This is a genomic window from Devosia riboflavina (assembly GCF_000743575.1).
In the GTDB taxonomy this organism is placed as follows: Bacteria; Pseudomonadota; Alphaproteobacteria; order Rhizobiales; family Devosiaceae; genus Devosia; species Devosia riboflavina.
This window is the reverse complement of the sequence record NZ_JQGC01000013.1, coordinates 48,633-62,543: the sequence shown is the minus strand read 5'-3', so window position 1 is coordinate 62,543 and position 13,911 is coordinate 48,633. Positions and strand designations below refer to the sequence as shown.

At 60.9% G+C, this 13,911-nt stretch carries 13 protein-coding genes; 11 read left to right on the top strand and 2 right to left on the bottom strand.

The window, feature by feature from the left end:
• The first annotated feature begins 24 nt into the window (after nt 1-24).
• Nucleotides 25-1,158 carry a cell division protein ZapE gene (gene zapE / locus JP75_RS14320; RefSeq protein ID WP_035084106.1) on the top strand — a complete coding sequence of 378 codons (1,134 nt, stop codon included), beginning with the start codon at nt 25-27 and terminating at the stop codon, nt 1,156-1,158.
• A gap of 16 nt (nt 1,159-1,174) precedes the next feature.
• On the opposite strand, the gene JP75_RS14315 is transcribed toward zapE, so the two are convergent.
• Both JP75_RS14315 and JP75_RS14310 read right to left on the bottom strand, forming a co-directional pair.
• Nucleotides 1,175-1,600, bottom strand: coding sequence for a BrnA antitoxin family protein (locus JP75_RS14315; protein WP_035084104.1), 426 nt, complete (start codon nt 1,598-1,600; stop codon nt 1,175-1,177).
• The gene (locus JP75_RS14310) at nt 1,593-1,847 is read right to left on the bottom strand and encodes a BrnT family toxin (RefSeq protein WP_035084103.1); all 255 of its coding nucleotides are present in this window, start codon (nt 1,845-1,847) and stop codon (nt 1,593-1,595) included. Before JP75_RS14310 ends, JP75_RS14315 begins: the two co-directional genes overlap by 8 nt.
• Before the next feature lie 218 nt (nt 1,848-2,065).
• Here JP75_RS14310 and mdh point away from each other — a divergent pair, with 218 nt between their 5' ends.
• From mdh to lpdA, 10 genes are all read left to right on the top strand, one after another.
• On the top strand, nt 2,066-3,028 hold the full coding sequence (gene mdh, locus JP75_RS14305; RefSeq protein ID WP_035084101.1) for a malate dehydrogenase: 963 nt from the start codon (nt 2,066-2,068) through the stop codon (nt 3,026-3,028).
• 93 nt (nt 3,029-3,121) lie between these two features.
• Entirely contained in the window at nt 3,122-4,321 is a 1,200-nt protein-coding gene (gene sucC / locus JP75_RS14300; protein ID WP_035084099.1) for an ADP-forming succinate--CoA ligase subunit beta, read from the top strand.
• Between the two features lie 24 nt (nt 4,322-4,345).
• Complete coding sequence (gene sucD / locus JP75_RS14295) at nt 4,346-5,254, top strand: succinate--CoA ligase subunit alpha (RefSeq protein ID WP_035084097.1); 909 nt, start codon at nt 4,346-4,348, stop codon at nt 5,252-5,254.
• Nucleotides 5,255-5,623: 369 nt separating this feature from the next.
• On the top strand, nt 5,624-8,629 hold the full coding sequence (locus JP75_RS14290; RefSeq protein ID WP_035084095.1) for a 2-oxoglutarate dehydrogenase E1 component: 3,006 nt from the start codon (nt 5,624-5,626) through the stop codon (nt 8,627-8,629).
• A gap of 23 nt (nt 8,630-8,652) precedes the next feature.
• Complete coding sequence (odhB, locus tag JP75_RS14285; RefSeq protein ID WP_035084094.1) at nt 8,653-9,924, top strand: 2-oxoglutarate dehydrogenase complex dihydrolipoyllysine-residue succinyltransferase; 1,272 nt, start codon at nt 8,653-8,655, stop codon at nt 9,922-9,924.
• A gap of 167 nt (nt 9,925-10,091) precedes the next feature.
• Nucleotides 10,092-10,544, top strand: coding sequence for a hypothetical protein (locus JP75_RS14280; RefSeq protein ID WP_035084092.1), 453 nt, complete (start codon nt 10,092-10,094; stop codon nt 10,542-10,544).
• 58 nt (nt 10,545-10,602) lie between these two features.
• Nucleotides 10,603-11,085 (top strand): hypothetical protein, encoded by a 483-nt coding sequence (locus tag JP75_RS14275; RefSeq protein ID WP_035084090.1) that lies wholly within the window; start codon nt 10,603-10,605, stop codon nt 11,083-11,085.
• Nucleotides 11,086-11,136: 51 nt separating this feature from the next.
• Nucleotides 11,137-11,526 carry an MAPEG family protein gene (locus tag JP75_RS14270; protein WP_035084088.1) on the top strand — a complete coding sequence of 130 codons (390 nt, stop codon included), beginning with the start codon at nt 11,137-11,139 and terminating at the stop codon, nt 11,524-11,526.
• 114 nt (nt 11,527-11,640) lie between these two features.
• Complete coding sequence (locus JP75_RS14265; protein WP_035084086.1) at nt 11,641-12,273, top strand: LysE family translocator; 633 nt, start codon at nt 11,641-11,643, stop codon at nt 12,271-12,273.
• A gap of 23 nt (nt 12,274-12,296) precedes the next feature.
• Nucleotides 12,297-13,706, top strand: coding sequence for a dihydrolipoyl dehydrogenase (gene lpdA, locus JP75_RS14260; RefSeq protein WP_035084084.1), 1,410 nt, complete (start codon nt 12,297-12,299; stop codon nt 13,704-13,706).
• The last annotated feature ends 205 nt before the right edge of the window (nt 13,707-13,911 follow it).

Here is a 13,911-nt window from a genome sequence, read left to right as displayed (position 1 = left end):
GGCTTTGGTATCGGAACTCTGCCTATGACCTCTTCCCTCCAGGGTCCCGTCCACAAAGCCTATCTCGACCTTGTCGCGCGCGGCGCGCTGACGAGCGATCCGGCGCAGCTCGAGGCAACGGCGTATTTCGATCGCGTGCTGCACGATCTCATTGCCACAAAGCCCAAGAGTTTTCTGGGTCTGCGCTCCAGGCACAAATCGGTGCGCGGGCTCTACCTCGTGGGCGAGGTGGGCCGCGGCAAGACCATGCTCATGGACCTGTTCTTCGCCGCCCTGCCGACGCGTCACAAGCGGCGCGTCCATTTCCATGAGTTCATGGACGAAGTGCATGCCGGCATTTCTGCTTTCCGCAAGGTGGTGCGCGGCAAGAACGAGGATGCCGATCCGGTCGAGGCGGTTACAAAACCCATCCTGAAGTCGGGCCTGCGCGTGCTTTGTCTTGACGAGTTCCACGTCCACGACATCACCAATGCCATGCTGCTCGACCGGCTATTCGAAAAGCTCTTCGCTGGCGGCGTCACCCTGATTGCCACCTCCAATGTCGTGCCCGACCAGCTCTACAAGGACGGCCTCAACCGTCAGCTCTTTTTGCCCTTCATCGCGCGGCTCAAGGAAGAGACAGAGGTTGTCGAACTGCTCTCAAGCCAAGACTATCGCCGGCTGAAATTTGCTGGCCAGCAGGTCTATGCCTTTGGCGCCGATACGCGCGCTACCATGGACAAGCTGTGGCTGCGGATCACCGGCGGCGAGCCGGGCCGTCCGGCTGTCGTGGAGAGCATCGGCCGCCAGATCCCCGTGCCGCTGCAATCGATGGGCGCCGCGCGTTTCAATTTTTCCGACCTCTGCGAAAAGCCGCTCGGCACGCGGGATTTCGTCCGCATCGCGCATCACTTCGATTCGCTCGTCATCGACGGTATTCCGCAGATGGACCGCACCAAGTCCGACGCCGCCAAGCGCTTCATCCTCCTGATCGACAGCCTCTACGATCGCGGCGTGAAGCTCGCCGCCAGTTTCGAAGTGCCGCTCGAACAACTCGGCCGCGACGACAAGACCGCCTTTGAATTCCAACGTACCATTTCGCGTCTGAACGAGATGCAGTCCGAAGAGTACCTCGCCAAGGGTCTGCGGGATGCCGTGCCGGCGGAGGAGGGGGCTTAGAGCCGCTCTGAGGGCGCTAAAGGCCGACTGCCTTTTTCAGCACGTCGTTCACGCGCCCCTGCCAGCCTTTTCCTGATGCGCGCAGACGCTCAAGCACATCTGCATCGAGGCGCAAGGTGACCTGCTGCTTCGGACTTTCGAGCGGGGGGCGGCCCCGGCCGCGTCTGATGCTTTCAGCCAAATCAGGGAAGACCTCAGTGAAGGGACGAAATTGCGCCAGTTCCTCGTCGGTGGACGGTCGCTCGATCTCCGGGTCAGGGCCGATTAGCTCACCTGTGGCGTCATCAACCCACCAGCCATCTTCGTCCTGATGGACTCCGCCCGCGGCGATCAGTGCCCGCATGTCGCGGTCGTACTGCTCCCAGCGGCGCTGCATTTCGGCGTTGTCTTCGGGGCTGTCGCCAAGATCCTTGGTGACAAACTCGGGCCATTTTCTAGCCATTTGCGTGATCCCTTTCCTTTGGATTCGCCGGTCGCATTGATATTACCGAAATTGCTTCCGATCCGAGCGGGCGAGATATAACCGCGATCATCAATGTCTCCCCGAGCAGCCCTACATTGAGGAAGCGTCCGTTTCGGGAGGGCCTTACGTCGGCGGTCAGGAAGAACTCATAAGTGAGGTCGGCAAAGTCCAAGCCATGCTTGGCGATATTGCTCAGACGTTTGGGCTCATCCCAGGTGATCTGCATGGATTATTTGTAATGACATAAAATACAGGCGTCAAGAAAATATGTAGTTACATAAAATAGTGACGCTGTAGGCTTGGTCACCCAGCATGCCGGTTTGGCATACCCCCATCGCTCATCGGCAAGGCGATTTGCGCCTTTACGACGAAGGGTTCACTTGCCCCTCTTGCCCGGGAGGGTTAAGACGTGCCCGAAATCAACGCAGTCCGGGATGAAGACTTATGGCGCGTAAGAAGATCGCACTCATTGGCTCGGGTCAGATTGGCGGTACTCTCGCCCTTCTCGCAGCCCAGAAGGAGCTTGGCGACGTCGTGTTGTTCGACGTGGTTGACGGCGTTCCGCAGGGCAAGGCCCTCGACATCGCCCAGTCCGCTCCCAGCCAGAGCTTCGACGCGGTCATCAAGGGCACGTCCGAATACAAGGACATCGAAGGCGCTGACGTCGTGATTGTCACTGCCGGCGTGCCGCGCAAGCCGGGCATGAGCCGCGATGACCTTCTTGAAATCAACCTCAAGGTGATGGAACAGGTCGGCGCCGGCATTGCCAAGTACGCTCCGAACGCCTTCGTTATCTGCATCACCAACCCGCTCGACGCCATGGTCTGGGCCCTGCAGAAGTTCTCGGGCCTGCCGACCAACAAGGTCATCGGCATGGCCGGCGTTCTCGACTCTTCGCGCTTCGTGCACTTCATCGCCGACGAACTCGGCGTGTCGGTCGAAGACGTCAACGCTTTCGTGCTCGGCGGCCACGGCGACACCATGGTGCCGCTCGCCCGCTACTCGACCGTTGCCGGCATCCCGCTGACCGACATCGTCAAGATGGGCTGGATCACCAAGGAACGCCTCGAGGAAATCATCCAGCGCACCCGTGATGGCGGCGCCGAGATCGTTTCGCTCCTGAAGACCGGTTCGGCCTTCTATGCTCCGGCTGCTTCCGCCATTGCCATGGCCGAAAGCTACCTCAAGGACAAGAAGCGCATCCTGCCGTCTGCCGCGTTCCTCTCCGGCCAATATGGCGTCAAGGACACCTATGTCGGCGTGCCGGTACTGATCGGCGCCGGTGGCGCAGAAAAGGTCATCGAGATCTCGCTGAACTCGGCCGAGCAAAAGGCCTTCGACAAGTCCGTGGAGGCCGTTGAGGGCCTGATCGCGGCGTGTAAGAAAATCGCGCCGAAGCTGGCGTAAGACTAAGAAAAGCCGCTGGCAGCCCCAGCGGCTTCTCCCTTTTCCGGTCTCTGGAATTGGCCGGATCATCTCTGCCCACCCAAGGGGAATTCAATGAACATCCATGAACATCAGGCCAAGGCGCTGCTGAAGGAATATGGCGCGCCCGTTGCTGCTGGCGTCGCCATTTTCTCGGCCGACGAAGCTGAAGCTGCAGCCAAGTCGCTGCCCGGCCCGCTCTATGTGGTCAAGAGCCAGATCCATGCCGGCGGTCGCGGCAAGGGCAAGTTCAAGGAACTCGGTCCCGATGCCAAGGGCGGCGTGCGTCTGGCCAAGTCCGTTGAGGACGTGGTCAAGAACGCCAAGGAAATGCTGGGCAATACGCTCGTGACCAAGCAGACCGGCGAAGCCGGCAAGCAGGTCAACCGCCTCTATATCGAAGACGGCGCCGATATCGCCCGCGAACTCTACTGCTCGCTGCTGGTCGATCGCGCGACGTCCAAGGTGTCCTTCGTCGTTTCGACTGAAGGCGGCATGGACATCGAAGCCGTTGCTCATGACACGCCGGAAAAGATCATCACTGTCGGTATCGATCCGGTCGCCGGCGTCACCGCTGCCGATATCGCCAAGATCAACAGCGCGCTGAAGCTCGACGGCACGGCCGCCGTGGACGGTGAACACCTGTTCCCGATCCTCTACAAGGCCTTCACCGAGAAGGATATGAGCCTCCTCGAAGTGAACCCGCTGATCGTCATGGAAAACGGTCGCCTGCGTGTTCTCGACGCCAAGGTCTCGTTCGACAACAACGCTTCCTTCCGTCACGAAGAGCTCAAGCCCCTTCGCGATCTCTCGGAAGAAGACGCCAAGGAAATCGAAGCCTCCAAGTATGACCTCGCCTACGTTGCCCTCGATGGCAATATCGGCTGCATGGTCAATGGCGCGGGCCTTGCCATGTCCACCATGGACATCATCAAGCTCTATGGCGCCGAGCCCGCGAACTTCCTCGACGTTGGTGGCGGCGCCTCCAAGGAGAAGGTGACCGCTGCATTCAAGATCATCACTGCCGATCCGGCCGTGAAGGGGATCCTGGTCAACATCTTCGGCGGCATCATGCGCTGCGACGTCATCGCCGAAGGCGTGATCGCTGCAGTCAAGGAAGTCGGCCTGAAGGTGCCGCTGGTGGTTCGCCTCGAAGGCACCAATGTTAGGGAAGGCAAAGCCATCCTCGACAATTCGGGCCTCGACGTGATTTCCGCCGATGACCTCGACGACGCTGCGCAGAAGATCGTCGCCGCCGTCGCCAAAGCCGCCTAAGCGCACTGCAGAAGAGAAAAACCAATGTCTATTCTCGTCAACAAAGACACCAAGGTTCTCGTGCAGGGCCTTACCGGCAAGACCGGTACCTTTCACACCGAACAGGCTCTGAACTACTACGGCACCAAGATGGTTGGTGGCGTGAACCCCAAGAAGGCCGGCGAAACCTGGACCTCGGGCCTTGATGGCTCGGCCTCGCTGCCGGTGTTCGCTTCGGTTGCCGAAGGCCGCGAAAAGACCGGCGCCAATGCCTCGGTCATCTATGTTCCGCCTCCGGGCGCTGCTGCTGCCATCGAAGAAGCAATCGATGCGGAAATCCCGCTCATCGTCTGCATCACCGAAGGCGTGCCGGTCATGGACATGGTCCGCGTCAAGGCAAAGCTCGAAAAGAGCAAGTCGCGCCTCATCGGGCCGAACTGCCCCGGCGTCCTGACCCCGGAAGAATGCAAGATCGGCATTATGCCGGGCTCGATCTTCTCCAAGGGTTCGGTGGGTATTGTTTCGCGCTCGGGCACGCTTACCTATGAAGCAGTGTTCCAGACCACCAATGAAGGCCTCGGCCAGACCACGGCCGTCGGCATCGGCGGCGACCCGGTCAAGGGCACCGAATTCATTGATATGCTCGAAATGTTTCTCGCTGACGAAGCCACCAAGTCGATCATCATGATCGGCGAAATCGGCGGCTCTGCTGAAGAAGAAGCCGCGCAGTTCCTGATCGACGAAGCCAAGCGCGGCCGCAAGAAGCCGATGGCTGGTTTCATCGCTGGCCGTACCGCTCCCGCTGGCCGCACCATGGGCCATGCTGGCGCCGTAATTTCGGGCGGTAAGGGTGGCGCTGAAGAAAAGATCGCGGCCATGGAAGCTGCCGGCATCAAGGTGTCGAGCTCCCCGGCCCGTATCGGCAAGACCCTGGCTGAAGTCCTCAAGGGCTAATTGTGCCACGCCCTCGTGGTTCGAGGCTCGCGAGACTTTCGCACCTCACCATGAGGGCTACTGGTGCAAGGCGTTTTGAGTAGTCCTCATGGTGAGGTGGGCGCGTAGCGCCCCTCGAACCACGAGGACGTGGCAGCGGTCTTCGACCAATGTCGGTCGCGCTTCAGTCACGGTTCGGTGTTAAGCCTGCTTGTGGACGAGAAAAATTGTAGTGTGAGCCGCGGCGCCTCCCACGGGCGCCGCAAGTCTTAACAAGATACAAAGGAAAAGCGGTCAATATTCCCCCACTTTGGGCGGCCGCATTTAGAGCCGGCTCTCCGCCGGTTTGTTGAGAAGGATGGCAGGACGCAAGGTCCTGCACAAAAAGCGATGACACGACAGGAAAAGAACGACACGTTCTTGCTGACCTCGTTCCTCTATGGGGGGAACGCCGACTACATCGAACAACTCTACTCCCGTTACAAGACGGACCCCAACAGCGTCGATTCGACGTGGTCCAGCTTCTTCTCCCGGCTCGATGACAGCGATGGCATCGCCGAGAAGAATGCTGCTGGCCCAAGCTGGGGCCGCAAGGACTGGCCACAGTCCGCGAGCGGCGATCTGGTTTCGGCGCTCGATGGCAACTGGGGTGAAGTCGCCATAAAGGCCGAGAAGGCTACGGCCAAGAAGGCCGCTGCCGAAGGCAAACCCGCGCCGACCGCCGGCGATGTGCTGCAGGCAACGCGCGACTCGATCCGTGCCATCATGATGATCCGCGCCTATCGCATGCGCGGCCATCTGCATGCCGATCTCGACCCGCTGAAGATGAAGGCCGATGAGCCAGCGCCGGAACTCGATCCGCGCAGCTACGGTTTCACCGACGCCGATTTCAGCCGCAAGATCTTCATCGACAACTATCTCGGGCTTGAATACGCCACGATCCCGGAAATGCTGGCGATCCTTGAGCGCACCTATTGCGGTACGGTCGGCATCGAGTTCATGCACATCTCCGATCCTGAAGCCAAGCAGTGGATTCAGGAACGCATCGAAGGTCCGGATAAGGAAATCACCTTCACTGCCGAAGGCAAGAAGGCGATCCTCAACAAGCTGGTCGAGGCCGAAGGTTTCGAAAAGTTCCTGGACGTCAAGTACACCGGCACCAAGCGCTTCGGCCTCGATGGCAGTGAAGCCGCCATTCCGGCGCTTGAGCAGATCATCAAGCGCGGCGGCGCCCTCGGCATCAAGGACGTCGTGCTCGGCATGGCCCACCGTGGCCGCCTCAACGTCCTGACCCAGGTGCTACAGAAGCCGCACCGCGCCCTCTTCCACGAATTCAAGGGCGGCGCCTTCTACCCCGACGACGTCGAAGGTTCGGGCGACGTGAAGTACCACCTCGGTGCTTCTTCGGACCGCGAATTCGACGGCAACAAGGTTCACCTCTCGCTGACGGCCAACCCCTCGCATCTCGAGATCGTCGATCCCGTCGTGCTCGGCAAGTCGCGCGCCAAGCAGGACCAGCACATCTCTCCCGATGGCAAGCTCGTCAACATCGCCACCGATGGCAAGCCGGACCGCTCCATGGTCCTGCCGCTCTTGATCCATGGCGATGCGGCCTTTGCCGGCCAGGGCGTCATTGCCGAATGTCTCGGTCTCTCTGGTCTCAAGGGTCATCGCACCGGCGGCTCGATCCATCTGGTCATCAACAACCAGATCGGCTTCACCACCTCGCCGATGTATTCGCGCTCGTCGCCCTATCCGACTGACGTCGCCAAGATGATCGAGGCCCCGGTTCTGCACGTCAACGGTGACGATCCGGAAGCCGTGGTCTTTGCGGCCAAGGTTGCGGTCGAATACCGCCAGAAGTTCGCCAAGCCTGTCGTCATCGACATGTTCTGCTACCGTCGCTTCGGCCACAACGAAGGCGACGAACCGAGCTTCACCCAGCCGCTCATGTACTCCAAGATCCGGAGCCACAAGACCACGCTGGAGCTCTATTCGGAAAAGCTCGTCAGCGAAGGCGTGCTTTCGGCTGACGACGTCGAAAAGCTCAAGGCCGATTGGCGTGCCAAGCTCGAAACCGAATTCGAAGCCGGCCAGGACTACCGTCCGAACAAGGCCGACTGGCTCGATGGCGCCTGGAAGAACTTCAAGCCCGCCGCCGATGATGGCGCGCGCCGCGGTGAAACCGGCGTTGCCCTCGACAAGCTGATCCAGATTGGCACCAAGCTGACCCAGGTCCCCGCCGACCTCAACGTGCACCGCACGGTCAAGCGCTTCCTCGACAATCGCCTTGGCGCGATCGAGTCGGGCGAGGGCATCGACTGGGCAACCGCCGAAGCGCTCGCTTTCGGCACGCTCGTCACCGAAGGCCACCCGGTTCGCCTCTCGGGCCAGGATTGCGAACGCGGCACCTTCAGCCAGCGTCACTCGGTGCTGAACGACCAGCAGGTCGAGAACAAGAGCTATACCCCACTCAACAATCTCGATCCGGAAAACCAGGCTCGCTACGAAGTCATCAACTCGATGCTTTCGGAAGAAGCCGTGCTCGGCTTCGAATATGGCTACTCGCTGTCCGAGCCGCGCGCTCTGACCCTCTGGGAAGCCCAGTTCGGCGACTTCGTAAACGGTGCACAGGTCGTCATCGACCAGTTCATTTCGTCGGGCGAACGCAAGTGGTTCCGCATGTCGGGCCTCGTGATGCTTCTGCCGCACGGCTATGAAGGGCAGGGCCCGGAGCACTCCTCCGCACGTCCAGAGCGCTTCCTGCAGCTTTGCGCCGAAGACAACATGCAGGTCGCCAACTGCACGACCCCGGCCAACTACTTCCACATCCTGCGTCGGCAGCTGAAGCGTGACTTCCGCAAGCCGCTGATCCTGATGACCCCCAAGAGCCTCCTGCGCCACAAGCGTGCCGTTTCGGGCCTGGTGGAACTCGGCCCCGACAGCGTCTTCCACCGTCTCCTCTGGGACGATGCCGAGGCTCCGGGCCTGCCCAAGACCACGATCAAGCTCGCTTCGGATGACAAGATCCGTCGCGTCGTGCTGTGCACCGGCAAGGTCTACTATGATCTGCTCGAAGACCGCGAAAAGAAGGGCCTCGACGACGTCTATCTGCTGCGCGTCGAACAGCTCTATCCGTTCCCGGCCAAGGCGCTTCTCGACGAACTCAGCCGCTTCCCGAATGCGGAAGTGGTCTGGTGCCAGGAAGAGCCGAAGAACATGGGTGCATGGGCCTTTATCCAGCCCTATGTTGAATGGGTGTTCGACCAGATGGGCCGCGAATATCAGCGCGTCCGTTATGTCGGCCGTCCGGCCGCTGCCTCGCCGGCGACTGGCCTGATGCGCACGCATCTGGCTCAGCTCCAGGCATTCCTCGACGAAGCCTTCGCCAAGTAAGCGCAAGATAAAAGGATCAAACAATGTCGACAGAAATCCGTGTGCCGACGCTGGGCGAAAGCGTTACCGAAGCAACCATCGGCCAGTGGTTCAAGAAGGTTGGCGACACCGTCAACGCCGATGAACCCCTGGTTGAGCTTGAAACCGACAAGGTGACCATCGAGGTTCCGGCCCCGGCCGCAGGCGTGCTCGAAGCCATTGCTGCCAACCCCGGTGACACCGTTGATGTGAACGCGCTGCTCGGCGTCATCGCTGCCGGCGCTGGCGCCGCTGCCTCGGCTCCTGCTGCGGCTCCCGCCGCAGCGCCGACCCCGGCCAAGGCGGAAGTGCCTGCCGCCAACGCTGCCGGTCCCGAGCCGATCCAGGCCACGGACCGCGCTCCGGCTCCCTCGGCCCAGAAGCTGATTTCCGAGAACGGTCTTGAAGCCGGTAATATCGCCGGTTCGGGCAAGTCCGGTCAGGTGCTGAAGGAAGACGTGCTGGCAGCTCTCGCTCGTCCGGCGGCTCCCGCTCCGGCCGCTGCTCCGGCACCGGTTGCCGCCGCTCCTGCTGCCAAGCCGGCCGCTCCGCGTGCCCCGACCGCTGCAGGCGATGCCGAGCGCGAAGAACGCGTCAAGATGACCCGTCTGCGCCAGACCATTGCTCGTCGCCTCAAGGACGCGCAGAACACCGCTGCCATGCTCACGACGTTCAACGAAGTGGACATGAAGCCGGTCATGGACCTGCGCAATTCCTACAAGGAACTGTTCGAGAAGAAGCACGGCGTGAAGCTGGGCTTCATGGGCTTCTTTGCCAAGGCCGTGGTCCACGCCCTCAAGGAAATCCCGGCCGTCAACGCCGAGATCGATGGCGATGACCTGATCTACAAGCAGTATGCCCACCTCGGCGTTGCCGTCGGTACCGACAAGGGCCTCGTGGTCCCGGTCGTACGCAATGCCGACCAGATGAGCATTGCCGAGATCGAAAAGGAAATCGGCAACCTCGGCAAGAAGGCCCGCGACGGCCAGCTGTCGATGGCCGACATGCAGGGCGGCACCTTCACCATCTCCAACGGTGGTGTCTATGGCTCGCTGATGTCGACCCCGATCCTCAACGCACCGCAGTCGGGTATCCTCGGCATGCACAAGATCCAGGAACGCCCGGTCGTCGTCGGCGGCCAGATCGTCATCCGCCCGATGATGTATCTCGCGCTCTCATACGATCACCGCATCGTCGACGGCAAGGAAGCGGTCACCTTCCTCGTCCGCGTCAAGGAAAGCCTCGAGGCTCCCGAGCGTCTCGTGCTCGATCTCTAAGACATCTCTCTTCACGAATTTCATGAAAAGGCCCGCTTCGGCGGGCCTTTTTACATGAGCTAACCAAAGCGTGTTGTGGGTGACGCTCGACGTTAACAGTCTGTTAGCGCATACACCCCCTAAGCATAGCGCTGTCGTATCATTGTCATACCCACCGGAGATGTGGTTTGCGTTCCTGTCTGGCCCTGGTCGTTTCCCTCGTGAGCCTGGTTATCCCCGCTCAGGCCCAGGACGATTCCGCCGCCAATAGCCAGCTCATCGGCGAGCTCATGGCCTTCCATGGCTCCCAGGCCATCGTGCAGGTGATGACCACCCATTGCTACGAAACCACCGGCCTCGACGGCGCCTACAAAACCGCCGCAGACAATTGGTATCTCAGGAATATCGGTTTTTTGGACCTGGCAGATCGCGTCATCATCAGCCTCGGCGGTGCCGCCGAAGGCCAGCAGCAGGCGGCCGAAACCTATGGCGGCTCGCAGATCATGACCGCCTACAACCAGGCGGCCGACAAGAACAGCTTTTGCCGGGCTTTCCTCGAACAGGTCGATTCCGGCGCGCTCGACATCAACAACCAGCTACCAGCGCCGCTGAAGCGCGCTCAGGAAATCGCCTCCTCCTGATCCGTCTTGCCATGGCCGATGGCTCGCCTAAACTCCTCGTATTGCGGGGAGATTGGGCATGCGCTGGCTAGCGGTATTTGCGACTTTGTTGGGTTCGACTGCCGCCATGGCAGCGCCCGATTGTCCCTTCGAGCGGGCGACATACGCGCAGGCGGATGGCTGGACGCTGCAGTTCCAGCCGGTGCCGCGCGACGCGCCAGGCAACCAGACGGCCTCATTTATCCTCGGGCTCAAATCGGGTGGTACACTCACCGGCGCGATCATGTGGCCCAATGGCTATTCGACGCCGCTATGGAGCGTGGAGGGGCCGTGCGAGCCGGGTGGAAGCAAGACATGCCGGTTTGCCGAAGAGACGAACAATACGGCCTATGTGCTCACCGACAGCGGCATCGAAATGATGCCACAAGAAATGGATGGAGCGCCGGCACGGCAGGTGCTGTTGCCGCGGCTCGCGTCATCGCTCTGGTACTCGTTCTATCGCGAGACCGAGTTCGATGGCGATCCGGGTGATGTCTTCAGCTTTTCAGGTTGCGCAAGCTGATCCGACCGCAGCCCCGTTTCGTTTAGAAAATAGTTCACCAGGGAATTCTGCATGAGCATCGAACTCACTTTGCTGATCTGGAGCGCGGCGCTGGCCGTGGCCTATATCGTTGTACAATCAACACTTTATCGAATGGACTATGGTGTGATCTTTGCCGGTACGCCGCGAGACAATGAGCGCGCTCCGAACAAGTGGACCGCGCGCGGCGAAAAGGCGCTGCGCAATTTTCTCGAAACCTACGGCATCTTCATTGCGCTTGCCGTGGCTACCGAACTCGCCGGGCGCTCCGACGGGCTCACCCAATGGGGCGCGCAAATCTGGTTCTGGGCGCGCCTTGCCTATTTGCCCGCCTATTTCATCGACATTCCGTTCCTGCGATCCAGCATATGGTTCGTGTCGGCCATCGGTCTCTTCCTGCTCTTTGTCGGCGTAGCCTTCTAAGCCGACCGGGCCGGCGGTCTCCTCCGCCGGGGGCAGGGGGCCTTGCCGGGCGCCGCATTGCCGCCCGGCAGCCAGTGGTGTAACGCTTGCCGCGCTTAACCTTGCGGTGCAATCATGGATTTTCCCTGGCTCGAATTTGCAGGCCTCATGCTGGCCTTCGGCATCAATGCGGTCATTCCCGGCGCCGATTTCGCCATGGTGCTGCGACAGTCGGTGGTGCACAACCGCCGCGCCGCGCTCTTCACCTCTGCAGGCATAGCGACATCGATCCTCGTTCACGGCACTTATACGCTGCTTGGAGTGGGCGTCATCGTCGGGCAGTCGCTGCTTTTGTTCAACATTTTGAAGTGGTTGGGCGTCGCTTATCTCGTCTGGCTCGCCATTGCCGCCCTGCGCAGCCCGCCTCCGCAGCCGCCCGTCGAGATGGATGCATCCGACGCCCGACGTGGTGACATGACCGCATTCGCGCTCGGTTTCCTGACCAATCTGCTCAATCCAAAAGCGGTGCTCTTCTTCCTCGCGCTCTTTACTTCGCTGGTGTCGATCCACACGCCGGGCGAAATAAAAGTTATCTACGTGGGCAGCATGAGCCTTATGCTTTTTGCCTGGTTCGCATTGGTGTCGGTTTTCTTTACGACCCCTTCGGTGCGACAGGGCTTTTTCCGAGTCGGCCGGTGGTTTAATCGGGTGACCGGCATTACATTCCTGGCGTTGGCCGTTCGCGTCGCGCTGGCACAGCAGCGCTAAACTTTTCTGAGGCTTTGAAGATCATGGCAGACCAATTCGACCTAGTAGTTATCGGCTCCGGCCCCGGCGGCTATGTGGGCGCCATTCGCGCCGCGCAGCTCGGGCTCAAGGTTGCCGTGGTCGAGAAGTGGCCGACGCTGGGCGGCACCTGCCTCAATATCGGCTGCATTCCTTCCAAGGCACTTCTGCACGCTTCCGAGCTCTTTGAAGAAGCCGGCCACAGCTTCAAGACGCTCGGCATCGACATTCCGGCGCCGGTTCTCAACCTACCGCAGATGATGAACCACAAGGCTGACGTGGTCGCTTCCAACGTTGGCGGCGTCGATTATCTGTTCAAGAAGAACAAGATCACCGTCTTCCGCGGCATTGGTTCCATCCCGGCCGCCGGCAAGGTGCTGGTGACACCGCAGTCCGGTCCGCAGACCGAAGTCCTGACCAAGAACATCGTCATCGCCACGGGTTCGGTTTCGACCAACCTGCCGGGCATCGAGATCGATGAGAAGACCGTCGTTACCTCGACCGGCGCGCTGACGCTGGGCAAGGTGCCGGCGCGTCTGCTTGTTATCGGCGCCGGCGTGATCGGGCTTGAGCTCGGTTCGGTCTGGGCGCGCCTTGGCTCGCAGGTGACCGTGGTCGAATATCTCGACCGCATCCTGCCCGGCATGGACAGCGAGGTGGCCCGCCAGTTCCAGCGCATGCTGCAGAAGCAGGGCATGGAATTCAAGCTCTCGAGCAAGGTTGCGGGCGTCGACAAGCAGGAAGACGGCTCGCTCAAGGTGCGCGTCGAGCCTGCCAAGGGTGGCGAAGTCGAACTGATCGATGCCGACGTGGCGCTGGTCGCCATCGGCCGCAAGCCGTTCACCGAAGGCCTGGGCCTCGATCTCGCCGGCGTGGCGCTCGACGAGCGCGGTCGCGTGCATGTCGATGGCCACTACAAGACCTCGGTCGACGGCATCTATGCCATCGGCGACGTGATTGCCGGCCCGATGCTGGCGCACAAGGCTGAAGACGAAGGTATTGCCGTTGCCGAAGTCCTGGCTGGCCAGGCTGGCCACGTGAACTATGCCGCTATCCCGTCGGTCGTTTACACCAATCCGGAAGTCGCTTCCGTTGGCAAGACCGAGGACGAACTGAAGGCAGCCGGCGTCAACTACAAGATCGGCAAGTTCCCCTTCACCGCCAATGGCCGTGCCAAGGCTATGCTGGCAACTCAGGGCTTTGTGAAGATCCTCGCCGACGTGGAGACCGACCGCGTGCTCGGCGCCCATATCGTGGGCAAGAATGCCGGCGAGATGATCCATGAACTCGTGACGCTGATGGAATTCTCCGGCGCTGCCGAAGACCTGGCACGCACCACCCATGCCCACCCGACCCTGTCGGAAGCCGTGCGCGAAGCTGCGCTCGCTCTGGGCGACGGGGCGATCCACATTTAGTCTCTTCGGTTTGCTGCTCTCAAGAACTCGTTTGTCACCCCGGCGGAGGCCGGGGCCCATCCTGAGATCTCAAGATGGATCCCGGCCTTCGCCGGGATGACGGCCGGAGAGGGCTCAAACAGCCAAGTAACAACCACAAGGCGCCGCCAATCGCGGCACCTTCGTCGTCCCCTCAAAGTCATCATACAACATACAATGAATTGTA

Coding starts and splice junctions, on each gene's coding strand:
- zapE (WP_035084106.1), top strand. CDS start 25: ATGACCTCTTCCCTCCAGGGTCCCGTCCACAAAGCCTATCTCGACCTT.
- JP75_RS14315 (WP_035084104.1), bottom strand. CDS start 1,600: ATGGCTAGAAAATGGCCCGAGTTTGTCACCAAGGATCTTGGCGACAGC.
- JP75_RS14310 (WP_035084103.1), bottom strand. CDS start 1,847: ATGCAGATCACCTGGGATGAGCCCAAACGTCTGAGCAATATCGCCAAG.
- mdh (WP_035084101.1), top strand. CDS start 2,066: ATGGCGCGTAAGAAGATCGCACTCATTGGCTCGGGTCAGATTGGCGGT.
- sucC (WP_035084099.1), top strand. CDS start 3,122: ATGAACATCCATGAACATCAGGCCAAGGCGCTGCTGAAGGAATATGGC.
- sucD (WP_035084097.1), top strand. CDS start 4,346: ATGTCTATTCTCGTCAACAAAGACACCAAGGTTCTCGTGCAGGGCCTT.
- JP75_RS14290 (WP_035084095.1), top strand. CDS start 5,624: ATGACACGACAGGAAAAGAACGACACGTTCTTGCTGACCTCGTTCCTC.
- odhB (WP_035084094.1), top strand. CDS start 8,653: ATGTCGACAGAAATCCGTGTGCCGACGCTGGGCGAAAGCGTTACCGAA.
- JP75_RS14275 (WP_035084090.1), top strand. CDS start 10,603: ATGCGCTGGCTAGCGGTATTTGCGACTTTGTTGGGTTCGACTGCCGCC.
- JP75_RS14270 (WP_035084088.1), top strand. CDS start 11,137: ATGAGCATCGAACTCACTTTGCTGATCTGGAGCGCGGCGCTGGCCGTG.
- JP75_RS14265 (WP_035084086.1), top strand. CDS start 11,641: ATGGATTTTCCCTGGCTCGAATTTGCAGGCCTCATGCTGGCCTTCGGC.
- lpdA (WP_035084084.1), top strand. CDS start 12,297: ATGGCAGACCAATTCGACCTAGTAGTTATCGGCTCCGGCCCCGGCGGC.